This is a genomic window from Streptomyces sp. NPDC031497 (assembly GCF_055580905.1).
Genome location: NZ_JBVIKO010000027.1, coordinates 81,325 through 104,637, shown reverse-complemented (window position 1 = coordinate 104,637; position 23,313 = coordinate 81,325). Strand labels below are relative to the sequence as shown.

At 70.7% G+C, this 23,313-nt stretch carries 17 protein-coding genes; 5 read left to right on the top strand and 12 right to left on the bottom strand.

The window, feature by feature from the left end; translation table 11 throughout:
* Positions 1-162: 162 nt before the first annotated feature.
* Complete coding sequence (locus ACZ5K7_RS39170) at positions 163-2,274, bottom strand: glycogen debranching N-terminal domain-containing protein (protein WP_468921611.1); 2,112 nt, start codon at positions 2,272-2,274, stop codon at positions 163-165.
* Positions 2,275-2,634: 360 nt separating this feature from the next.
* Positions 2,635-4,152 (bottom strand): DUF4192 domain-containing protein, encoded by a 1,518-nt coding sequence (locus ACZ5K7_RS39165; RefSeq protein ID WP_468921608.1) that lies wholly within the window; start codon positions 4,150-4,152, stop codon positions 2,635-2,637.
* A 129-nt stretch (positions 4,153-4,281) separates the two neighbouring features.
* Here ACZ5K7_RS39165 and ACZ5K7_RS39160 point away from each other — a divergent pair, with 129 nt between their 5' ends.
* Together ACZ5K7_RS39160 and ACZ5K7_RS39155 are read left to right on the top strand one after the other, a co-directional pair.
* Positions 4,282-6,447, top strand: coding sequence for a RecQ family ATP-dependent DNA helicase (locus ACZ5K7_RS39160; RefSeq protein ID WP_468921605.1), 2,166 nt, complete (start codon positions 4,282-4,284; stop codon positions 6,445-6,447).
* 285 nt (positions 6,448-6,732) lie between these two features.
* Entirely contained in the window at positions 6,733-7,353 is a 621-nt protein-coding gene (locus tag ACZ5K7_RS39155; protein ID WP_468921602.1) for a hypothetical protein, read from the top strand.
* Positions 7,354-7,659: 306 nt separating this feature from the next.
* Here ACZ5K7_RS39155 and ACZ5K7_RS39150 read toward each other — a convergent pair whose 3' ends face one another.
* From ACZ5K7_RS39150 to ACZ5K7_RS39140, 3 genes are all read right to left on the bottom strand, one after another.
* Positions 7,660-8,286, bottom strand: coding sequence for a hypothetical protein (locus ACZ5K7_RS39150; protein WP_468921599.1), 627 nt, complete (start codon positions 8,284-8,286; stop codon positions 7,660-7,662).
* 68 nt (positions 8,287-8,354) lie between these two features.
* The gene (locus ACZ5K7_RS39145; protein ID WP_468921596.1) at positions 8,355-9,056 is read right to left on the bottom strand and encodes a ribonuclease HII; all 702 of its coding nucleotides are present in this window, start codon (positions 9,054-9,056) and stop codon (positions 8,355-8,357) included.
* An 82-nt stretch (positions 9,057-9,138) separates the two neighbouring features.
* Positions 9,139-9,762, bottom strand: a complete 624-nt coding sequence (locus ACZ5K7_RS39140) for a TetR/AcrR family transcriptional regulator (protein ID WP_351709696.1) — start codon at positions 9,760-9,762, stop codon at positions 9,139-9,141.
* 191 nt (positions 9,763-9,953) lie between these two features.
* Here ACZ5K7_RS39140 and ACZ5K7_RS39135 point away from each other — a divergent pair, with 191 nt between their 5' ends.
* Positions 9,954-11,501: an MFS transporter gene (locus ACZ5K7_RS39135; protein WP_468921592.1), complete on the top strand. Its 1,548-nt coding sequence runs from the start codon at positions 9,954-9,956 to the stop codon at positions 11,499-11,501.
* A gap of 546 nt (positions 11,502-12,047) precedes the next feature.
* Here ACZ5K7_RS39135 and ACZ5K7_RS39130 read toward each other — a convergent pair.
* The 3 genes from ACZ5K7_RS39130 to ACZ5K7_RS39120 form a co-directional block, all read right to left on the bottom strand.
* Positions 12,048-12,977, bottom strand: a complete 930-nt coding sequence (locus tag ACZ5K7_RS39130) for an ADP-ribosylglycohydrolase family protein (protein WP_468921589.1) — start codon at positions 12,975-12,977, stop codon at positions 12,048-12,050.
* A gap of 10 nt (positions 12,978-12,987) precedes the next feature.
* A complete protein-coding gene (locus ACZ5K7_RS39125; protein WP_468921587.1) occupies positions 12,988-13,647 on the bottom strand; it encodes a histidine phosphatase family protein in 660 nt (219 codons plus the stop codon).
* 86 nt (positions 13,648-13,733) lie between these two features.
* Positions 13,734-14,339, bottom strand: coding sequence for a YdbC family protein (locus tag ACZ5K7_RS39120; RefSeq protein WP_351709708.1), 606 nt, complete (start codon positions 14,337-14,339; stop codon positions 13,734-13,736).
* Positions 14,340-14,490: 151 nt separating this feature from the next.
* Between ACZ5K7_RS39120 and ACZ5K7_RS39115 the strand changes: the two genes are divergently transcribed.
* On the top strand, positions 14,491-15,024 hold the full coding sequence (locus ACZ5K7_RS39115; protein ID WP_468921583.1) for a TerD family protein: 534 nt from the start codon (positions 14,491-14,493) through the stop codon (positions 15,022-15,024).
* A 75-nt stretch (positions 15,025-15,099) separates the two neighbouring features.
* Here the strand turns inward: ACZ5K7_RS39115 and ACZ5K7_RS39110 are convergent, their stop codons facing one another.
* Together ACZ5K7_RS39110 and nrdR are read right to left on the bottom strand one after the other, a co-directional pair.
* Complete coding sequence (locus ACZ5K7_RS39110) at positions 15,100-17,994, bottom strand: vitamin B12-dependent ribonucleotide reductase (RefSeq protein ID WP_468921580.1); 2,895 nt, start codon at positions 17,992-17,994, stop codon at positions 15,100-15,102.
* A gap of 165 nt (positions 17,995-18,159) precedes the next feature.
* Positions 18,160-18,711, bottom strand: a complete 552-nt coding sequence (nrdR, locus tag ACZ5K7_RS39105; RefSeq protein WP_351709717.1) for a transcriptional regulator NrdR — start codon at positions 18,709-18,711, stop codon at positions 18,160-18,162.
* Positions 18,712-19,214: 503 nt separating this feature from the next.
* On the opposite strand from nrdR, the gene lexA reads away from it, so the two are divergent.
* Complete coding sequence (lexA, locus tag ACZ5K7_RS39100) at positions 19,215-19,994, top strand: transcriptional repressor LexA (RefSeq protein ID WP_351709720.1); 780 nt, start codon at positions 19,215-19,217, stop codon at positions 19,992-19,994.
* A 150-nt stretch (positions 19,995-20,144) separates the two neighbouring features.
* Here lexA and ACZ5K7_RS39095 read toward each other — a convergent pair whose 3' ends face one another.
* Both ACZ5K7_RS39095 and ACZ5K7_RS39090 read right to left on the bottom strand, forming a co-directional pair.
* The gene (locus ACZ5K7_RS39095; protein ID WP_351709723.1) at positions 20,145-22,127 is read right to left on the bottom strand and encodes an ATP-dependent DNA helicase; all 1,983 of its coding nucleotides are present in this window, start codon (positions 22,125-22,127) and stop codon (positions 20,145-20,147) included.
* Positions 22,128-22,388: 261 nt separating this feature from the next.
* Positions 22,389-23,246: a GNAT family N-acetyltransferase gene (locus ACZ5K7_RS39090; RefSeq protein ID WP_468921668.1), complete on the bottom strand. Its 858-nt coding sequence runs from the start codon at positions 23,244-23,246 to the stop codon at positions 22,389-22,391.
* Positions 23,247-23,313 lie beyond the last annotated feature (67 nt).

Below are 23,313 nucleotides of genomic sequence, written 5' to 3'. Positions count from 1 at the left end.
GATCATAGTCGTCTGCCTGACGATAAACACTCCCTTCGCCGCTCGCTTCGACGGCTGATCCACTTCACTCCAGTATGCGCCTGACGGTTCGTGTCGGCAGGCGTCCGACACCCGGCCACCCGTTCGTCGTGGGGTTCTCGTCCCGCAAGATCGCCCACGGGGTCACGCCCCCAGCTGAAGGCCGTCCGCGGCCTCCTCGACCATGGCCAGGCCGAGTCGGCTGACCCGTACCGAGAAGGGTGCGCCGGCCACCCGCAGGCCGGTCAGGCCCAGTTCGCCCAGGGGCGCGCTGTGGACGGGCCGGAGGGTGACCGTCCCGGCCGGGGCGTCGGGGCGGATGCCGGCGAGCGTGGTGAGGAGCAGCACCCCGGAAGCGGCCGCTGTGGCCGCCGGACGGCAGGCCGCGGGATGCGGAAGGGGGGCGCTCCCGTCGGTGCGCTGCTCACCGCCGAACATCTCGGGCAGCCGGTGGCCGAAGTGCTCGGACGCCGCCAGCAGGCCGCGCAGCAGCCCGCCCGCCTCCTTCTCGTAGCCCGCGGCGGCGAGCCCGGCGACGGCGAGGGCCGTCTCGTGGACCCGGACGGCCCCGGCCCGATGCCCGAACGGATTGTGTCCCGTCTCCTTGACCCCCAGTCCCCGCAGCCCCCACCCCGAGTCGAGGGCCGGCCCCCCGAGCAACCGGGCGAGCTGCTCGGTCTGCACCTTGTCGAGCAGGCCGACGGCCGGTCGGCCGACGCCGAGCAGCCCGGTGTCGAGCAGATGGACGGCGGTGGAGCCGAGGTGGGTCAGGGGGCGGCCGTCCGGGGTCAGTGCCGCCGCCGGTCGGCCGCCGCCTCTGTCCTCGATCCAGAAGTCCGCCTGGAACTCCTTCCTCAGCTCGCCCGCCCACTGCAGCAGTCCGGCGCCGCCGGGCCGGTCGTACGCGTCGAGCAGGTCGGCACCGACCACCGCGGCCCGGTGGGCGTGGGCCTGGGTCTCGCTGCGCGCGGGGCCGCCGGGCTGCGGGTCGCAGAGGTAGGTGTGGTCGCCCGCCGTGGTGCGCAGCCAGGCCAGGCAGCGCTCGGCCACGGGCAGCAGTTCCCGCGTCTCCTGGTCCGGGAGCCCCCAGCGACGGGCCTCCGCCAGCAGGACGGGGAAGAGCAGGGTGGCCTCCGTACCCGTGCAGCCCGGTGGCAGATGTGCTCCGGCGTCGCGGCGCGGACCGGGGATCATGCCGGCCTGCGGTCCCGGGCCACGGAGTTGGCTGCGGGCCAGGGTGCGCAGCGTGCCGGCAGCGAGGCGGGTTCCGAGGGGCAGGGTCATCCGAGCGGCGGCGAGGGCCTCGGCCGGGGCCAGACCACAGCGCCAGGGCGCCCCGGCCGCGAGGTAGGTGTCGGAGGGGTGCGCCGGGTCGCGGAGCAGCAGCGCCTGAAGATCCTCGACGCTCGTCCTGAGCAGCGCCCCGGCTCTCGGGTCGTCGCCCGTGGCCCTGGCCGGCGCCAGTGGGCTGGTGGCCGCGCGTCCCACTGCGCGCGGGGGACCCGCGCCGTCCGGACGCACCCGCAGTTCCACGCTCGCCGTCCCGCCCGGGGGCAGTTCGAACTCCCAGCGCAGCAGTCCCGCGGAGGCCAGCGCGTCGGCGGGTGGCGGGTCCGCCGTGACCGACGAGTTGCCGGTCGGGGTGGTCCAGCGCAGGCCGGAGTCGTGGACGCTGGGTGGGAGTTCGGGGCCCGGGTTGCCGGACGCAATGGCACTCAGCTCCGCCAGGTCGGTACCGAGGGCCACCTCCAACGGCAGGCGCAGGGGGTGGCGCGCGGAGCTGTACAAGGTGATGCGCTCGGTGCCCTCGGCGTGACGGGTCCGTTCCACGACGACGTCCGGATCCGGGCCGGCCGCCGGAGAGGCCCGCAGGGTGCCCACGAAGCGGACGGAGTCCGACCCCGCCATCCGGGCCTGCACGGGGAGCGGTTCGCGGCCGGCGACACGGACCTGGCAGCGCGCGAGCAGCCGCCGGCCCGCCCGGTAGAACCCCTCCAGGCCGCGACCGGTCAACTGGCCCTGCTCCGTGGAGATGGCAAGGCCGGGCAGCGCGACGCAGATCAGGGCGGTGTGCGTGGGCGGCAGCCCGCCGACGTGCCCCGGGCCCTGGGCGCCCGGAGCCGGTCGTGTGGGCGTGGGCCGGGTTGCGCGGTTGCGCGGCTGTCCCGAGACGCCCTCGGCCGGCGAGAGCCAGAGTGGGCCGTCCCGGAGTCGGTGGTTGTCGTCGGCTGTGGGGGACGGAGTCGGTTGATGCATGAGGGGGCTCCTTCTGCGCTCTGTGCGCCCGGGACGTGCTGGGCGCCGGACGGAGGGCTCCGGAGGGACCGGGGACGGGCGACGGCACGGCCCGTCCAGGCGTTCCGCCACTCAGGTGAACGGAGGAGGGCTCCTCAGGGTCACGCCCCCGCCCGTCGAAGCCGGTCGGGCGACGGTGCGGGGAGACGTCGTTCGGTGCGGTCAGCCTGTGGTTCCGGACGCCGAAGACCGACGGGCCGGTACGACGCCGGCCGACGGGCGAGCGGTCACGGCGCCACGCGGGTCCGACGAGGTTGCGTGTCCAGCGACGGACCGCACCGGCCCACTCCCGTCCGTATGCCGCCCTTGGCCGGTCCGCGTTCATTCGTCCCCCTCGCCACGGCCTTTCCCGGTGCGGGTGTCCTCTCGCGCGGCCCGACCGCCTCGGGTGTCGCTCTTCTCCGCCGCGCGGGTGTGCGTGCCGTCGCCCGGCCTGGACGAACCGGGGCGGGTCCGGGTGTGACCCGCGCCCGCCGGTCGCGGACGGGTGCTCGTCGGCCGTGGCCGCGGCAGGTCGGGCCCGTCTTCGGTGCGCGGACGGTGGCGATCTCGGGTTCCGGCATCGGCGGTCGGTTCGTGGCCGCCGACCGGCTCGACCGGCTCGACCGGCTCGACCTGAGCGGTGTCGCCGACGGCTTCCGTGCTGTCCGCCGGCTCGCGCCCCGCGCGTTCCGTACGCAGGCAGCGGCGGACCGACTCCGGGTCCAGGCCCTCGTTGCAGGCCTGGTGCAGCAGGCGGGCGAAGAGGTATTCGGGGTCCGCGCCCAGGGCCATCGCCAGGGCCTCCCGCGCCTCCAGGTCGTCGCCGGTCGACCAGGCAACCCAGCCGGCCAGCGTCAAGGGAGCGGCGGCGTGTTCGCCGTACGGGCCGACGCAGCGGCGGGCGAGGGCTCGCCACAGGCGCAGAGCGGGTCCGGCCTCGTCGCCCTCCATCCAGGCGGCGGCTCGGTCGCGGGTCGTACGGTCCTGCAGTCCGAGGATCAGCATCGCGGCCTCGTCGTGGGCGAGCAGGGCGTCGTCGCGGAGGTCCGCCTGGTGGATGCCGGATACCGGGGTGGCGGCGGCGTACCGGCTCATGATCCGCTCGGCGAGGGCGAGTGTCTCCTCGGCCACCTCCGCGCGGGAGGCGTCGTGGAGGATGCGGGGCACCAGTGCCATTCCGGCGCGGTCCAGGGCGGTCTCCTGTTCCAGCGCGGCGCCGGCCTCCCGGGGCTGCAGCCTGGCCCGCAACTCGCGCAGGGTGCCGCGCACCTGGATCCCGGCGTAGGTGGCGGCGGCCGCGAGTACGGAGGTGCCGGGCAGGCCCATGGGGGCGCCGTCGGGAGGACAGCACTCATCGGCCGGACAGCAGTACGACCAGAAGCGGCCCTCCGAGACGCACAGCGCCTCGATCACCGGCACGTCGAGGCGGCCGCACTCGGTGCGCAGCAGGTGGGCCAGCGGGGCGAGCCGGTGCATGACGTCCCGGCCCGTCTCGCCGGGCGCGGGTTCCTGGCAGACGTAGGCGACCATCTGCTCGGGGCGGGTTCCGCGGCGCTCGCTGCCCGTCATCAGGCCCTGGGCCAGCTGGCGTGCCGCCGATTCCCAGTCGTCCTTGTTGGCGGGGATGCCGAGCCGGGCCCGTCCGCCGAAGCGGCCGCGGCCGCCCCGGTCGTGCAGGGCCACCAGCACCATGCTGTCCTCGGGGCGGTACCCGAGCAGATAGGGCAGCGCGTCGGCCAGTTCGGCCGGGGTGCGCAGAGTGATCTGGGTGTCGTGGGCGGATCGGCCGAGGGGCTCCGCACCTTCCGTGATGTCGTCGTTTTCGGAGGGTCCGGTGGTTTCGCTGTGATTCGTCATGCGCCGACGTTCTCGCGGATTTCAGGATTCCGGTTCGCCTGTGGATAAGTCGAATCAGGGACACGACAAAGCCGTCTCGCTCATCCACAGACCGCCCGGCTGTCGGTCCGGTCCTGTTGTATGGGACGCATGGAGCACACGAGCAACGCGGAACTCCGGGCGCGAGCGGACGCCGTACTCGCCCGTCTCGTCGGCGACGACACGGGCACGGCCCGGTTGCGCGAGGACCAGTGGCGGGCGATCGAGGCGCTGGTCGCCGACCGGCGACGGGCCCTGGTCGTCCAGCGCACGGGCTGGGGGAAGTCCGCGGTGTATTTCGTGGCGACCTCGCTGCTGCGGGCCGCGGGCAGCGGCCCGACGGTCATCGTCTCCCCGCTGCTCGCGCTCATGCGCAACCAGGTGGGCGCCGCGGCCAGGGCCGGCATCCACGCCCGCACCATCAACTCCTCCAACACCGAGGACTGGGAGGCGATCCAGGCGGAGATCGCGGCCGGTGAGGTCGACGTCCTCCTGGTGTCCCCCGAGCGTCTCAACAACCCCGACTTCCGCGACGAGGTCCTGCCGAAGCTGGCCGCGGCGACCGGACTGCTCGTCGTGGACGAGGCCCACTGCATCTCCGACTGGGGCCATGACTTCCGTCCGGACTACCGGCGGCTGCGCACCATGCTCGCCGACCTGCCTCCGGGTGTGCCGGTGCTGGCGACCACCGCCACGGCCAACGCGCGCGTGACCGCTGACGTGGCCGAGCAGCTCGGCACCGGTGGCGGCTCGGACGCCCTGGTGCTGCGCGGTCCGCTGGACCGGGAGAGCCTGAGTCTCGGTGTGCTGCGGCTGCCGGACGCCGCGCACCGGATGGCGTGGCTCGCGGATCACCTGGACGAACTGCCGGGTTCCGGCATCGTCTACACGCTCACCGTGGCCGCCGCCGAGGAGGTCACCGCCTTCCTGCGGCAGCGTGGGTACGCCGTGGCGTCGTACACGGGGAAGACGGAGAACGTCGACCGGCAGCAGGCCGAGGACGACCTGATCGGAAACCGGGTCAAGGCGTTGATCGCCACCTCGGCCCTCGGCATGGGCTTCGACAAGCCCGACCTGGGGTTCGTGGTGCACCTGGGCTCGCCCTCCTCCCCCATCGCCTACTACCAGCAGGTGGGCCGCGCGGGGCGTGGTGTCGAGCACGCCGAGGTACTGCTGCTGCCCGGCAGGGAGGACGAGGCGATCTGGGACTACTTCGCCTCGCTCGCCTTCCCGTCGGAGGATCTGGTGCGCCGCACCCTGGACGTCCTCTCCCGGGCCGGCGGCCCCATGTCGCTGCCCGCGCTGGAGCCGCTGGTGGAACTGCGCCGCTCCCGACTGGAGACCATGCTGAAGGTTCTCGATGTGGACGGCGCCGTCAAGCGGGTCAAGGGCGGGTGGATCGCGACCGGACAGGCATGGACGTACGACGCGGAGCGGTACGACTGGGTGGCGCGGCAGCGCGCGGCCGAGCAGCAGGCGATGCGCGAGTACGCGGCCACGACGGACTGCCGGATGGAGTTCCTGCAGCGCCAGCTCGACGACGAGGGAGCGAAGCCCTGCGGCCGCTGCGACAACTGCGCGCGGCCGCGCTTCACGGCGGATACCTCCACGGCCGCACTGGACGCGGCACGGGTCGACCTCGGCCGCGCGGGCGTCGAGGTGGAGCCCCGCCGGATGTGGCCGACCGGCCTGCCGGCCATCGGCATCGATCTCAAGGGGCGCATTCCGGCCGGTGAACAGGCATCGCCGGGGCGGGCCCTGGGGCGGTTGTCGGACATCGGCTGGGGCAACCGGCTACGGCCGCTGCTCGCGCCCCAGGCCCCGGACACGGCCGTGCCGGACGATGTCGCCCACGCGGTGGTGGAAGTGCTGGCCGACTGGGCGAAGGGTCCCGGCGGTTGGGCCCCGGGCGCGGCCGACGCGCAGCCGCGCCCGGTGGGTGTCGTCACCGTCGCCTCGCGCTCCAGGCCCCGGCTGATCGACTCCCTCGGCGCCCGCATCGCGGAGATCGGCAGACTGCCCCTGCTGGGTTCCGTGGAGTACGCGGGCGAGGCGCCGCACGTCTCGCGCAGCAACAGCGCCCAGCGTCTGAAGGCCCTCGACGGTGCGCTGACCGTGCCACCCGCCCTCGCCACCGCGCTCGCCGCGGCGCAGGGTCCGGTTCTGCTGGTGGACGACTTCACCGAGACCGGCTGGACGCTGGCGGTCGCAGCGCGCATGCTGCGGAGGTCCGGGGCACGCGGGGTGTTGCCGCTGGTCCTGGCCGTTCAGGGCTGATCGACCCGGTGCTGTTCGAATACGGCACCGGGTGCGGCGTACGCACGTGCCGAACTCGAACCTCCCAGAGTCCTCCGGTGCCTCACCGGGTAGGGATATAAGCCACGCACCACCAGATAACAGTCGGTGGCCCCATTTGCTCGTTGCCGCATTCAAGTTCGACAGGAAGAATTGAAGTCCGCTCCCCGCACGGCTCGTCCGTGATCCGGTTGGGCCTTACTGCGGTGCGCGCTCCCCCGAATCCGATCTCGCCCGCTGTGTGGGCGCGTAGCCGAAGGGAGGAACGTGACCTTCGGATTCGCTCCGTCCTCGGCGGCATCGCTGTCGACTTCCGCGTCCGCCGCTTCCGCCAGCCGTCTGCTCGAGCCCGCGGAGTGGGCCGATGCAGGAATACCGCTGCTCCGGAACCCCCGTGAGGTCGTCAGCGGGCTGCACGCCCGGCACCGTCCCAAGCCGACGACGGCGATCGTGGCCGTCCTCGACCCGGAGGAACGGCTGTGCGCGAGCGCCTCGTTCACCCGGCGCTCTGCCCACGCCGACGGCTGGATGTTCCGCAACGCCCTGCTGGCCCAGTTGCGCCGGGTCATCCCGCACGACCTGCGCCGCCGCACCCCGGTGCGGACGGCCGTACTGCTCTACTGCCGGGAGGGGGACGCGCGTTGGACGGAGGAGGACGGTGCCTGGATGTGGGGGCTGCGGGACGCCTGCACACTGCACGGGTTGCGTTGCGGGGCGTACATCACGCTGACCCGCGACGGTTGGCAGGTGCTCGGCGAGGGCCGCGGCGGGCGACGCCCGAACACCGACTCGCCCCCCGAACCCCTCGCCCTGTCCGAGGCCGCGCCCCTGCCACCGCGCACCGGAGGCGCCGCCTCCGAGGTACTGCGCCGCGCGGCCGCCCGCTGAAGCCGTACCCCCGCGCGGGGGTACCGGCCGAGCACGCACCACCGGGCACGGCACGCTGAAGCGTGCCGCACGGTGTGCTCAGCGGGGTCACTCACCGCACCCCGGGCCGCGCAGGGCGTCCCGTCCTCCGCGCACGGCACAGACCCGGCCGGGTGCCCGCGCTCGGACGCTCCGTCCGCCGAACGGCCGCGCCCCGACGGTCCGTACCCTTCGCCCGGTGTCCGGGCATGCCGAAGGCACCACCGTGCGAGTCCGTCGCCGCGGCCCCTTCGGTACCTCCGGAGTCCCGGAGGCGCCGGAGGTGGCTCAGACTCCGGCGCCCAGCACCGCGTTGATCCGCTGCGGGTCGCCGCAGACGATCAGCAGGGCACCGGCCCGGGAGAGGGCCAGCGGCAGGGCGGTGGCGGCGTCGGCGTCGGAGCCGCCGTTGACGGCGACCACGACCACAGGGCGGGTCGCGGCACGGGAAGCGACGGCGGCGTCCGTGTAGAAGACGTCGTCGCCCGCGTCGTGCTGCGCCCAGTAGGAGGCTTCACCGAAGGACAGCTCGTGGTCGGCCCACGGATGCTGCGCGCCGGTGGTGATCACCAGCACGTCACCGGGGGCACGGCCCGATTCGAGAAGCAGGTCCACTGCCTCCTCGGCCGAGTCGAGAGCGCTCTCGACCGATGCCGGGATCAGCTGGATCTGCGGGGCCGCCGCTGCCGCGGCGGGCACGGCCGGGCCGGACGGGCCTGGCTTGGCCACGTCACGCGGCGTGCGCTGCACCGGCGGCGTCGGCCGCAGAGGGCCGGGACGACCGGGACGCGACGGAGCCGCGGGGCGGGGGCCGGGTACGGGACGGGGGGTCGGCGCGGTACGGCCACTGGCCGGAGTGGCGCGGGGACCCTGGGCACTCTCGTGAATCTGAGGCTCCTCGGGAATGAGAGGCATGAGCTGATATCTATCAAACATTGGTGCAGGTCACGTGAACTGGGTGGCACAACAGTGCGACTGGAACGTCAGAAGTCGAAGCCGAGCTGACCCTCGATCTCCGGAACGCTTCCCTCCGCCCAGCTGCGGACCTTCTTGAGGTGCTGCCACTGGGGCAGCGCATCAAGATACGCCCACGACAACCGGTGGTACGGGGTGGGGCCCCGCTCCTCCAGTGCGGCCTTGTGCACGGGTGACGGATACCCGGCGTTGTCCGCAAATCCGAAGTCTGCATGGTCGATACCCAGTTCGGCCATCATTTTGTCGCGCTGAACCTTGGCGATCACCGACGCCGCCGCGACGGCCACACACGATCGGTCACCCTTGATGACCGTGCGCACCTGCCACGGGGCACCGAGGTAGTTGTGCTTTCCGTCGAGGATGACCGCGTCGGGGCGGACCGGGAGGGTCTCCAGGGCACGGACCGCGGCCAGCCGCAGTGCGGCCGTCATGCCGAGGCTGTCGATCTCCTCCGGCGAGGCATGGCCCAGAGCGTAGGCCGTGACCCATGTCCGCAGCGTCTCGGCAAGTTCCCTACGGCGCTTGACGGTCAGCAGCTTGGAGTCGGTGAGGCCGTCGGGCGGCCGGCGAAGACCGGTGACCGCGGCGCAGACAGTGACGGGCCCGGCCCAGGCACCGCGCCCCACCTCGTCGACACCGGCAATGACCTTCGCTCCGGTCGTGGCGCGAAGGGAGCGCTCGACGGTGTGAGTAGGCGGTTCGTACGGCATGGCGCCCTTAGGGTACGCCGCACTGATCCCCGAGCGACACCCCGGCTTCCCCGACAGGAGCGCGGGCCGCCGGAACGGTGGATCAGGCTCCGTGCGACAGCAGCAGCGGAAGCATGTAGTGGTCGATCATCCGCTCGACCTCCTGGTCGTTCCATTCGCTTCCAGAAATCTTGTTGCGGTACATCATCATCGCCGGAATGGCGTCGAGAACATAGTCGTTGGCCGCATCGGCGCGCACCTCCCCCCGCTCTATGCCACGGGTGACGATCTCACCGATCAGCTTGGTGGTCGGCCCCACGACCCCGTCGAAGATCACACCGTGGAAGCGCTCGACCTGTGTGGGATCGCATTCGTGAATCACTGATCGCAGCGCGAAGCCAGGACGCGAGAACATCGCGTCCCGGGCCTGCCGGCACAGCGCCAGCAGGTCGTCGCGCACACTTCCGAGGTCGGGGGCCTCCTCCAAACGTGGCAGACCGGCCTGCAGCGCGTCGGCGACCAGGTCCTCCTTCGAGGGCCAGCGCCGGTACACCGCCGCCTTTCCGGTCTGCGCACCGGCGGCGACACCCTCCATGGTGAGGCCGTTCCAGCCGACGGTGCTGAGCTGTTCCAGGGCGGCGTCCAGGATCGCGCGTTCGAGGACCGCACCGCGCCGACGAGGGGAGGCCGCCTGAGGAGGAGCGGCAGTCCAGCGCGAGGTAACCATCTGAGTTTCTCCAGCGAGCGAGGGGAAGCGGGGATTCCGGAGCGGAGGGGAGGTGCGGCGCGCGACGGCAAGGGGGGACGCGGCACGCGACGCGCAGTTAAGTGAACGCTTGCGTTCTCTACCGAGGACTCACTACCGTTGACGCGACAGTGAACGCGGGCGTTCACTAACACCTTCGTGGGGGACCCATAGTGACAACCTCTCAACTGATACCTGATCAGAAACCTGGTGCGGCCCGTCGGCAGGGGCGCCCCGGCATCGCTCTCACCGTGATTGCCGCCTGCCAGCTCATGGTCGTACTTGACGCGACGATTGTGAACATCGCTCTCCCGCACATTCAAGACGCGCTCAAGTTCAGCACCACGGACCTCACCTGGGTGGTCAGCGCCTACACGCTCACCTTCGGCGGTCTGCTGCTGCTCGGTGCGCGAGCCGGTGACATCCTCGGCCGGCGCCGGGTGTTCATGACCGGCATCCTGCTGTTCACCTTCGCCTCGCTCCTCGGCGGTCTCGCCCAGGAACCCTGGCAGCTGCTGGCCGCCCGCGCCCTCCAGGGCATGGGTGGCGCGATCGCGTCGCCGACCTCGCTGGCGCTGATCACCACCACCTTCCCGGAAGGCCCGGAGCGCAACCGGGCGTTCGGCGTGTTCGCCGCCGTCTCCGCGGGCGGCGGTGCCATCGGCCTGCTGGCCGGCGGCATGCTCACCGACTGGCTCGACTGGCGTTGGGTGTTCTTCGTCAATGTGCCGATCGGACTGCTGATCGTCGCCCTCACCCCGCAGTACATCAACGAGTCCGAACGGCATCCCGGCCGGTTCGACATCGCGGGCGCGCTGACCTCCACGCTGGGCATGGTCTCCCTGGTGTACGGCTTCATCCGGGCTTCGGAGGAGGGCTGGCGCGACGCTCTGACCCTCGGGTCCTTCGGTGCAGCGGTGGTGCTTCTGCTGGCCTTCGTCTTCATCGAGACCCGGGCGAAGGAGCCCATCACCCCGCTGAGGATGTTCGCCGACCGCAACCGCTCCGGCACCTACGTGATCATGCTGAGCCTGGCCGCGGCGATGTTCGGCATGTTCTTCTACATCGTGCTGTTCGTGCAGAACGTGCTGGGCTACAGCCCGATCCGGGCCGGCCTGGCCTTCCTGCCCGTGACGGTGGCGATCGCCGTCGGCGCCGGGCTGTCGCAGCGGTTCCTGCCCGTCCTGGGCCCGAAGCCGTTCATGATGACCGGCTCCGCACTCGTGGCCGTCGGCCTCACCTGGCAGACGTTCATCAAGCCCGACAGCTCGTATCTCGGCGGGGTGCTGGGGCCGATGCTGATCTTCGGCTTCGGCATGGGCCTGAACTTCGTGACCGCGACCGTCACCGCGGTCTCCGGGGTCGCCCAGCACGAGGCCGGAGCGGCCTCCGGACTGCTCAACGCCATGCAGCAGGTGGGTGGTTCCCTGGGTCTGTCGATCCTGACGACGGTGTTCGGCTCGGCCAGCAAGGACGAGGCGAAGAAGCAGCTGCCGAAGTTCCTCGCCGACGGTTCGCCGGAGCAGAAGGCGGAGTTCGCCAAGTCCCACCAGCTGCCCGCGCCCTGGGGACACGAGGTGCTGGCGCACGGGATCTCGACCGCGTTCATCCCCGCCGCCGTCATGGCCGCGCTCGGCCTGCTCACCGCCTGGCTGGTGATCAAGGTCCGCAAGAGCGACCTCGAAGCCCTCGCCGGCACGGCCGGCCCCGGGCTGGGCTGAACCCACCGGGTCCGCGCGAAGCCGCGGATGGCCGGACCACCGCCAGGGGACAGACGGCAGGGGCAGAGGTCCGGCCATCCGCACCACGGCCGACAGCGCCGCGAACACCACCAGAGCAGCCACTCCGAACCACACCTCCAACACTCTCCCCTCGGCTCCGCTTCCGGGCTCCGCCGTCCGCACTCGGACGGAGCGCGGAGCGGATGCCGGAAAAACGCCCGACGGTCACGGAGAGTTCCCATCGGGCACGGAGAGTTTCGGCGGTGCCCGGGACACCGTGATCCCAGGGCATCGGGTCCGTCACGGCGCCGGGGTATGCACAGGACCTTTGCTCTCTGAGACGGCCAGGGCGACTGCGGCCCACGGCATCTCACCGAACCACCACGGCCCCATCCCCACACACCACGAAAGGCCCGACTCGAACGGCCTTCGTGCGCCGGCGGTCACCCACCGCCTGCGGTCTTCGTGCGCCGGGCCCTCCACCACCGACACCGGTCAGCATTTGCCGACGCTCAACCACCCACACCGACCACCGCATGCCGACGGTCACGCGCCGACAGCGGTCCCCGTCCCCGTAGGCACCCAGTCCGGCAGCGCCTCCGTCCGCTCCGTCCATGCTGCCGGGGGCGCTCCCGCCCTGCCGGCCGCGACTACGCCGCCGACGATGGCGCAGGTGGTGTCCACATCGCCGCCCACCTGCGCGGTCGTCCAGAACGCCGTCCCGTAGTCACCGAGGGCACGTGCCGCCGACCAGAGGGCGAAGGGGACGGTGTCATGGGCGCTCGTACGGCGTCCGCAGCCCAGCACGGCCGCCACGGTCCCCGCGTCGCCGTAGTCGAGCATGTCGCGGGCGCGCCGCAGGCCCTGGCCGACGGCACTCCTCGGTACCAGCGCGACGACCCCGTCGAGGAGCGCCTCGGGGCTCGGCGGGCCGCCGGGCGACGCCACCAGTGCCGCTGCCGCGGCGACCGCCATGGCCCCGACCACCGCCTCGCGGTGCTGGTGCGTGGGGTAGGCCGAGATCTCGGCCTGGTGGGTGGCCTGCTCCGGATCGTCCGCGTACCAGGCGCCCAGGGGCGCGATCCGCATCGCCGCACCGTTGCCCCATGAGCCGCGCCCGTTGAAGAGCGCGGCCGCCAGTTCGCGCCAGTCGCCGCCCTCCCTGACGAGCCGGAGCAGCCGGTTGACGGCGGGGCCGTAGCCCCGGTCGAAGTCGTGGTGCGCGGCGAAGGAGTGGGCCAGCGCGTCCTGGTCGATACGGTGGTGAGCGGCGAGGACGGCGACGACGGAACAGGCCATCTCGGTGTCGTCGGTCCACTGCCAGGGGGCCGGCGGCAGCTCGCGCCGCTGCAGCAGCGGGTAGTTCGCCGGAACGAAGAACTGTGAGCCCAGCGCGTCGCCGGTCGCGAGTCCGCGCAGGCTGGCCAGGGCACGGTCCAGGCGCCCGGCATTCGAATTGTCGGAGGAAAAGGTCATCTCGGCCAGCCTAGCCGCTCGTCCAGTTGGGCTCCGGGTCCCGCCAGCGGTCGAAAGGCCGGTCGAGCGTGTACTTGCCGTCCTTCCCGAGAACGAGCATCCGCATCTCCGCGTTCCCGGGGTTGGACAGAGACTCGAAGTCCGCGACCGTCCAGTGGAACCAGCGCATGCAGAACAGCCGCATCGCCAGGCCATGGGTCACCAGGAGCACGTTGGGCGGATGGTCCGGGGCCTCGAAGCTGCGGAACAGGCTCTCCAGGAAGCCGCCGACCCGGTCGTACACGTCGGCGCCGGACTCACCCTGGGGGAAGCGGAAGAAGAAGTGCCCGTAGGCGTCCCGGTACGTCTTCTGCAGTCGTACGTCGTCGCGGTCCTGCCAGTTCCCCCAGTCCTGCTCGCGCAGCCGGGGCTCCTCACGCACGCGTATGAGGTCCGGATCAAGGTGGAAGGCGCGGAGGGTGTCGTGCGTACGACGGTACGGGGAGACGTACACGCTGACGGGCTCCTGGCCGAAGATCTCCCGGATGCGTTTTCCGGTCTCCTCGGCCTGTCGCCAGCCCCGCTCGGTCAGGGGCAGTGAGTGGTCGGGTTCCCGCTCATACACGGAGTCGTCGACATTGCCGGTTGACTCGCCGTGCCGGACAAGGACGATGCGCCGTGGTCGTGCCATGCCAAAACCCTAGATCGAGTGACGGGAATTCGAGCACTCGGATGGGCTCCATACAGTGTAGGTCACACAAATCAAGGGTTGGAGGTTCAAACGATCCAGCTCGGTTCGAGCTCGACGATGTCGCCCGTGAGGGCCGCGATGTCGGCCTCCGTCTGGGCGCGCAGTGCCAGGCGTTCCACCCGCTCGGTGCGGTACTTGCCGTGTTCGGCGGCTGCCCGCCACATCGAAAGGATCATGAATTCGTGCGCCGGGGCCTCCGCGAACATACCGCGGATCATGCCGGGCGAGCCGGCCATCGCCGGGTTCCAGACCTTCTCCTGCATCAGCGTGAAGTGCTCGACACGCTCCTCGCGCACGCGGCAGAGGGCCACCCGGATCAGGTCGGAGTCCGTGAACCGCGGTTCGAAGCCGGTCTTCACATCGAACCGGTACTCGAACAGCTTGACCTGCTGGTCCTTGTACGTGCCGGACTGGGACGCGGCCAGACGGTCGTGCGAGCGCGCCATGAAGGAGTCGTAGAAGGCACGGCTTTCCCAGAAGGCAAAGATGTGCGCCACTCCGGCTCGCTGCCGACTCCAGCCCCCGCCCTGTCCGCGAAATCCCGGCTCCCCCAGAAGCCCCGCCCATTTTCGCTGCCCCCGCTCGAACCCGCGGCGGTCCACCACGGTGCAGCGAATCCACTTGACCAGCACCGCGCCATCGTAAGGCCATGGGACGTGGCGTCGGTCACGCTCCGGCGGAGATCACCCGCGCATGCGCCCCCGCGCGCGTGGCACGATGGACAAAGAGCCTTGGCAGGCCATCAGTTGGGGCAGTGGACCTCTAGGGGGAAGGGGACGCGAGATGAGCGGTTTCAGCAAGGCGATCCGCAAGGTCGAGGTCGCACTGAAGTGGGATCCCAGCCAGGCCGGGCAGCCGCCCACCGATCTCGACATCATCGCCGGTACCTACACGGCGGGTGACCCGTACGGGACCGCGGCTTATCTGGTGCACTTCGACAGCCGCTCGCCCGACGGCACGATCTTTCTCAACCGAGACAGCCAGGACGGCAAGGGTTTCGGCTGGGACGAAGTGATGACGCTCGAACTCGACCGGCTCGATGGCCGGTACACGCGCGTGGTGGTCGGAGTCGTCATCCAACAGCGGTCCGCGCACCGGACGTTCGTCAACGTCCTGAACCCTGAGGTGCGCGTCCGGGAGGGCTACAACGTGCTGACCGAGGATGACTTCGGCTCGGTCCTCGGAGCCACGGCGGCCGCCGTCGCGGAGTTCGTGCGCGACGGGTCCGGCGACTGGAGCTACCGCCCCGGCCTGCACGGATTCGAGGACGACCCCGTGGTCTTCACCCGTGCCATGGGCGGCCTCGGCCGACCGTGACGGCGAGCAGCAAGGAGCAGCGGTAAGGGGCGTCGGCCGTGGCCGACGCCCCTTACTTCACTTCACATCAACGCGTCAGCTGCAGCCGCTGGTAGAGCCGCAGCCCTCGCAGATGTAGCAGGAACCGGCCCGCTGCATCTTCGTACCGCAGGAGAAGCAGAGCGGGGCGTCGGCCTGGATGCCCAGCTGCATCTCCACCAGTTCGGCGCTGGTGTGAGCCTGCTGCGGGGCGGGCTTGGCCGCCGCGGTCTCGGCCTTCGGGGAGGCGACGGCCTTCAGCTCCTGGGCGCGCGGCGCGGACTGGGCCAGGCCCTCGACGTCGACCTCGTCATCGGACGGCTCGTACGAACCGGTCTCCAGGTGACGCTGGCGCTCCGGGGCGGAGTGGATGCCGAGCGCGGAGCGCGTCTCGAAGGGCAGGAAGTCCAGCGCCAGGCGGCGGAAGATGTAGTCGACGATCGACTGCGCCATCCGCACGTCCGGGTCGTCCGTCATACCGGCCGGCTCGAAGCGCATGTTGGTGAACTTCGAGACGTACGTCTCCAGCGGCACGCCGTACTGGAGGCCGACGGAGACCGCGATGGAGAAGGCGTCCATCATGCCCGCCAGGGTCGAGCCCTGCTTGGACATCTTCAGGAAGACCTCACCCAGGCCGTCGTCCGGGTAGGAGTTGGCCGTCATGTAGCCCTCGGCGCCACCGACGGTGAAGGACGTGGTGATGCCGGGACGACCCTTCGGGAGGCGCTTGCGGACCGGGCGGTACTCGATGACCTTCTCGACCGTCTCGCGGATGGTCGCCTCGGCCTTCTCGGTGACCTCGGCCTTCTCCTTCTCCTTGGTCTTGGCGGAGAGCGGCTGGCCGACCTTGCAGTTGTCGCGGTAGATCGCGAGCGCCTTGACGCCGAGCTTCCAGGCCTCGAAGTAGATCTCCTCGACCTCCTCGACGGTCGCCGTCTCCGGCATGTTGACCGTCTTGGAGATGGCGCCGGAGATCCAGGGCTGGATCGCGGCCATCATGCGGACGTGGCCCATCGGGGAGATGGCGCGCTCGCCCATGGCGCAGTCGAAGACCTCGTAGTGCTCCTGCTTGAGGCCGGGGGCGTCGATCACGTTGCCGTTCTCGGCGATGTGGGCGACGATCGCCTCGATCTGCTCCTCCTGGTAGCCCAGGCGGCGCAGGGCCTGCGGCACGGTGCCGTTGACGATCTGCATCGAGCCGCCGCCGACCAGCTTCTTGAACTTCACGAGCGCCAGGTCGGGCTCGACACCGGTGGTGTCGCAGGACATCGCGAGACCGATGGTGCCGGTGGGGGCGAGGACGGACGCCTGGGAGTTACGGAAACCGTTCTTCTCACCGAGGCGCACCACGTCCTGCCAGGTCTCCGTGGCGGCGGCCCAGACCGGCGTGTCCAGGTCGTCCCCGCGGGCGGCCACGGTGTTGGCGTCCGCGTGCTGCTTCATGACGCGGTTGTGGGCGTCGGCGTTGCGGGCGTAGCCGTCGTACGGGCCGACGACCGCGGCGAGTTCGGCGGAGCGCTTGTACGCCGTGCCGGTCATCAGGGAGGTGATGGCACCGGCGAGCGCGCGGCCGCCGTCGGAGTCGTAGGCGTGGCCGGTCGCCATCAGCAGGGCGCCGAGGTTGGCGTAGCCGATGCCGAGCTGACGGAAGGCGCGGGTGTTCTCACCGATCTTCTGGGTCGGGAAGTCCGCGAAGCAGATGGAGATGTCCATCGCGGTGATGACCAGCTCGACGACCTTCGCGAAGCGCTCGACCTCGAAGGACTGGCTGCCCTTGCCGTCGTCCTTCAGGAACTTCATCAGGTTCAGCGAGGCGAGGTTGCAGGACGTGTTGTCCAGGTGCATGTACTCGCTGCACGGGTTCGAGCCGTTGATCCGGCCGGACTCCGGGCAGGTGTGCCAGTGGTTGATCGTGTCGTCGTACTGGATGCCCGGGTCGGCGCATGCCCAGGCCGCCTCGGCCATCTTGCGGAACAGGTCCTTGGCCTGGACCTCCTCGATGACCTCGCCGGTCATGCGGGCACGCAGACCGAACTGACCGCCCTGCTCGACCGCCTTCATGAACTCGTCGTTCACACGGACCGAGTTGTTGGCGTTCTGGTACTGGACGGAGGTGATGTCGTCACCGCCCAGGTCCATGTCGAAGCCCGCGTCACGCAGGGCGCGGATCTTCTCCTCTTCCTTGACCTTGGTCTGGATGAAGTCCTCGATGTCGGGGTGGTCGACGTCCAGGATGACCATCTTGGCGGCGCGGCGGGTGGCACCTCCCGACTTGATGGTGCCCGCGGAGGCGTCGGCACCGCGCATGAAGGAGACCGGGCCGGAGGCGTTGCCGCCGGAGGAGAGGAGCTCCTTGGAGGAGCGGATCCGGGAGAGGTTCAGGCCGGCGCCGGAGCCTCCCTTGAAGATCATGCCCTCTTCCTTGTACCAGTCGAGGATCGACTCCATGGAGTCGTCGACGGACAGGATGAAGCAGGCGGAGACCTGCTGGGGCTGCGGGGTGCCCACGTTGAACCACACGGGGCTGTTGAAGCTGAAGACCTGGTGCAGGAGGGCGTAAGCCAGCTCGTGCTCGAAGATCTCGGCGTCGGCGGGCGAGGCGAAGTACCTGTGGTCCTCGCCGGCCTTCCGGTACGTCTTCACGATGCGGTCGATCAGCTGCCTGAGGCCGGTCTCGCGCTGCGGGGTGCCGACGGCACCCCGGAAGTACTTGCTGGTGACGATGTTGACCGCGTTCACCGACCAGAAGTCGGGGAACTCGACGCCACGCTGCTCGAAATTGACCGAGCCGTCGCGCCAGTTGGTCATGACGACGTCACGGCGCTCCCAGCTCACCTCGTCGTACGGATGCACGCCGGGGGTGGTGTGGATGCGCTCGATACGCAGTCCCTTGGTGGCCTTGGTGCCCTTCGCGCGGGAACTCCGTGCCGGACCGCTCGCCGTCTCTGTCATGCCGCCTCCCTCTACGGGCTAAAACGCCCTGAAATGCCACGATGTTCCCGTGACACGCTGTTCTGTTCTCGTGTTGCCGGCGCCCTCGACTGCCGCCCGCAACAAGGTCTGGATCGCCGTCCGACAACCGGATTCGGGCCCTCCGCCCGGTTCCGGTTCCGCCCGTCAGCCGGCGATGTGGACGGGCGCGGGCGCCCCTGCGGTCCCGCCCGGCCCGTCATGGTCCTTCTGGCTCCCCGCTCCCGCGTCTTCTTCGTCCGCGGCGGGGTCCTGCGCCACCTGCCTGAGTTCCGCGATCGCGGCCTCGAAGTCCTCGAGCGAGTCGAACGCCCGGTAGACGGAGGCGAATCGCAGGTAGGCGACGAGGTCTAGCTCCTGCAACGGGCCGAGTATGGCCAGCCCCACGTCATGGGTGGTCAGCTCGGCGCTTCCGGTGGCCCGCACCGCCTCCTCGACCCGCTGGCCGAGCTGGGCGAGTGCGTCCTCGGTGACAGGCCGCCCCTGGCATGCCTTGCGCACGCCATTGATGACCTTGGTACGGCTGAATGGCTCGGTGACTCCGGACCGCTTCACCACCATGAGCGAGCACGTCTCCACGGTCGTGAAACGACGGGAGCAGTCAGGACACTGGCGGCGCCTGCGGATCGACGTGCCGTCATCGGTCGTACGACTGTCGACCACGCGGCTGTCGGGGTGCCTGCAGAAGGGGCAGTGCATGATCTCCAACCCTCCTCACAGCAGACTCGATGGCCTCGCGGGACCTCATGGACCCCTCGAAGCAGCCCCAAGCATAGGCGATCGCCGAGGGCTCTGAGACCCGGGGGACCACAACTTGTGGGCTACGGCCGCAACCCAACCACTAGATGTAGGGATCCGCCGACACATCGACAGTTTGCGCGTGTCGCACACGTACCGCTACGGCGGATACGGAGATACCGTGGGCGCCGCACGGAGGTCACGTGCGACTCCGGCGCAGATGGGGGCGGTCGTCCCGGTCAGCGGCGGTCCGGATGGCAGACTGGGCACACCCACAAGGCCATCCGCCCGGCGGTGAAGAGTACAACCATGGACCTTTTGTCCGCCGGGTACCGCGTGAGCCATACACCCAGACATGTGATCGCGTACGGTGAACCGCGTTTTTTCACTCGAACGTGTGTTTGGCGCAACCTTTCGAAAGCAACTACCGTTGTCCAGCAGGGAGACCATCGAGAGGGGCCGACGTGACCACGACCGCAGACAGTGCCACCATCACCGCCCAGGACCGCTCCCAGGGCCGACTCGACCCGGTGCATGCCATGAACGAAACCGTGAATCCCGAGGGGCAAAAGCGCTCCCTGCCGGGCCGACCTCCCGGCATCCGGGCGGACAGCTCGGGGCTCACCGACCGGCAGCGCCGGGTGATCGAGGTGATCAGGGACTCGGTGCAGCGGCGGGGCTACCCACCGTCGATGCGGGAGATCGGCCAGGCCGTCGGCCTGTCCAGCACGTCGTCGGTGGCGCACCAGCTGATGGCACTGGAGCGCAAGGGCTTCCTGCGCCGCGACCCGCACCGCCCGCGCGCCTACGAGGTGCGCGGCTCCGACCAGGCCGTGACCGTGCAGCCCACGGACACCGCCGGCAAGCCCGCCGCATCGTATGTCCCGCTGGTCGGCCGGATCGCCGCCGGTGGCCCGATCCTCGCCGAGGAGTCGGTCGAGGACGTCTTCCCTCTCCCCCGGCAGCTGGTCGGTGACGGCGAGCTGTTCGTGCTCAAGGTCGTCGGTGACTCCATGATCGAGGCCGCGATCTGTGACGGTGACTGGGTCACCGTCCGCCGCCAGCCGGTCGCCGAGAACGGCGACATCGTCGCCGCGATGCTCGATGGCGAGGCCACCGTCAAGCGGTTCAAGCGCGAGGACGGCCACGTGTGGCTCCTCCCCCACAACTCGGCCTACGAGCCGATCCCCGGCGACGACGCGACCATCCTGGGCAAGGTCGTCGCGGTACTGCGGCGCGTCTGACGCCTGCGGCGGGCGGTCATCCGCCCGCCCTCCGATCGGGCCCCGGGACCCCTGCGCCGGTTCCGGGGTCCTGCACTGTCCGGACCCACGGCGACCGCCTCTTTGGATCGCGGGTTAGCCTGTCCCGTCCCGGGACAGGCTAACCCGCGATCACTCCGTCTCCGTCTCCGCCTGCCGCGCCGCCACGTCGATGGCCGCCAGCGACTTCCGGACCTGGTTACGGTCCGTGGTGTACCAGAAGTCGGGCAGTGACGACTTCAGATAGCCTCCGTACCGCGCGGTGGCCAACCGCTGATCGAGTACGGCGACCACACCCCGGTCCCCCGACGCCCGGACCAGCCGGCCCGCACCCTGGGCCATCAGCAGCGCGGCGTGGGTGGCGGCGACCGCCATGAAGCCGTTGCCGCCGGCATCCTCGACGGCCTTCTGCCGGGCGCTCATCAGCGGGTCGTCCGGGCGCGGGAACGGGATCTTGTCCATGACGACCAGCTGGCAGCTGGGGCCCGGGACGTCGACACCCTGCCACAGCGACAGCGTGCCGAAGAGACAGGTCTGGGGGTCCGCCGCGAAGTTCTTGATCAGCTCACCGAGGGTCTCCTCGCCCTGCAGGAGTATCGGGAACTCGGGGATCCGGACACGCAGCTCCTCCGCGGCCTGCTGGGCGGCCCGCATCGAGGAGAAGAGGCCGAGGGTGCGGCCGCCGGCCGCCTGGATCAGTTCGGTCAGTTCGTCCAGCATGTCGGCGCGGTCGCCGTCCCGCGCGGGGCGCGACAGGTGCTTGGCGACGTAGAGGATGCCCTGCTTCGGGTAGTCGAAGGGGGAACCGACGTCGACACCCTTCCACTGCGGGAGGTCATCGCCCTCGATGCCCTCCGGGGCGAGGCCCAGGGAGGCGCCCACTCCGTTGAAGTCGCCGCCGAGTTTGAGGGTCGCCGAGGTGAGGGTGACCGAGCGGTCCGCGAAGAGCTTCTCCCGGAGCAGGCCCGACACGGACATCGGGGCGACGCGCACGGAGGCGCCGAAGCGGTCGTGGCGTTCGTACCAGACGACGTCCCACTCGGAGCCGTTCACGATCCGCTCCGCCACGTCGTGGACGGTCTCCACCGAGGCCAGCGCCTGTTTGCGGACCGCGTCCTCGTCCTGGACCGACTTGTCACGGGTCGTGCCGATCGCCGAGATCACGGTGCGGGCGGCGTCCCTGAGGGCCGCCAGGGCATAACCGAGGTCTTCCGGGACCTCCTCCAGTCGGCCCGGCAGGGCCAGCTCCATCAGCCGCTCGAAACCCTCCGCGGCGGTCTGGAGCTGGTCGGCGGCCTTCTCGTCGACCAGCTTCGCGGCGCGCCGGACCGCTCGGTTGACCTGGCCCGGGGTGAGCTCGCCGGTGGCGACGCCGGTGACCCGCGAGACCAGTTCGTGCGCCTCGTCCACGATCAGCACCTCGTGCTGCGGGAGCACCGGGGCGCCCTCGATGGCGTCGATCGCGAGCAGCGCGTGGTTCGTGACGACGACATCGGCGAGTTTCGCGCGCTCGCGGGCCGTCTCGGCGAAGCACTCGGCGCCGTAGGCGCACTTGGAGGCGCCGAGGCACTCCCGGGAGGAGACCGAGACCTGGGCCCAGGCCTTGTCGGAGACGCCCGGGGTGAGGCCGTCACGGTCACCGGTCTCGGTCTCGTCCGCCCAGTCACGCAGCCGCAGCAGATCCTGGCCGAGCTTGCTGGTCGGCGCCGCCGCCTCGAACTGGTCGAAGAGGCCCTCCTCCTCGTCCTGCGGCACGCCCTCGTGCAGCCGGTGCAGACACAGGTAGTTCGACCTGCCCTTGAGCATCGCGAACTCCGGGCGGCGGCGCAGCAGCGGGTGCAGGGCGTCGACGGTGCGCGGCAGATCCCGCTCCACCAGCTGTCTCTGCAGGGCGAGGGTCGCCGTCGCCACGACGACCCGCTCCCCGTGGGCCAGCGCGGGCACCAGGTAGCCGAGCGACTTTCCGGTGCCGGTGCCGGCCTGGACCAGCAGATGAGATCCGTCGTCGATCGCTTCGGCAACCGATTCGGCCATGGTCACCTGGCCGGGGCGCTCCGTACCGCCGACAGCTGTGACAGCGGCATGCAGGAGTTCAGGGAGTGAGGGCTTCGTCATAGCGCGACCACCCTACGGCCCGGCACTGACAATCGGGCGATCAAGGCGGGGACGGGGGATGGGATCACGCCGGGGGCTCCTGGACGGGTGGGCTGAGGAGGGGCTGAGGAAGGGGAACGGAGGAAAGGGCAGGCCCAGGGGTTTGTCCGCGTCGATCTCCCCCGGGCGAGCGGGAACTTGAATCTTCCGGATTCTTCCGAGTGGCCGGGAACTTGATCGGCGGCCGCTTCGTACTACATGTGTACGCGCCATTACTCAGCGCTACATCAGATGACGTAGGGACCGGTCTCGGATCATGAGGGCGGCCCGTTTGGCAGGCAGGTCGACCTCGGCGGCGTAGCGGAACCCCGCGCCGAGGAAGGCGGCCACGGAGGGGGTGTTATGAAGATCGGGCTCCGCGACGACGCGCGCGCAGGCAGGGCGGTGATCGAGTACGAGATCGGCGGCGGCCCTGAGCAGGGCGGACCCCAGTCCCCGCCCCCGGTCGGCGGCATCGCCGATCAGGAGGTGGACCCCGGTGTCGTGCGGGCGGGCCGGATAGTGGCGGGCGAGCGGGTCCAGGTCCGCCCGGTAGATCTCCCAGTAGCTCATCGGGGTGCCGTCGAGCCTGCCCAGACAGGGCACGCTGCGCCCGTCTCCCGCGAGTTGGGCGTGCAGGTAGTCCTCCGTCTGCGCCCGTGAGCCGGCCAGCTGCCAGAACGCGGCCACGGCCGGGTCGTTCATCCAGCGGCTGATGATCGGCAGGTCGCGCTCAACATGGACCGGCACGAGGTGGAAGACGCCGACAGGGGTCGAGGTGGGGCCCCAGGTGGCGAGCTGATCGAGCAGGTCGAGCGTGTCCAGTGGGCCGAGCGGGTCGAGTGGGCCGAGCGGGTCGTGGTGGAGGTGGGTGGGTCGGCCGGGGGCGTGCGGGGGCGGTCCGTCAGAAGTGTGTGCAGTCGGTCGGACGGGAGCGCGTGGGGGCGGTTGTTCGTGGCTGAGGGCGGCTGCTCGTTCGTCGTCGAGTGCGGCTGCTCGTTCATGGGCGGGTGCGACGGGTCGTCCGAGGTCGAGCGCTGGGGCCTGGGCCTCGGTGGTCGGGGCGGTGTCGGGGCCGTCCGGTGCGGGGGGTGCGGGCAGTCCTCCACGGCCGTTGTCGGGGCCGGGCGTCCCGCCGACGTCGGGGTGGGTCGCCCCAGCGGGATCG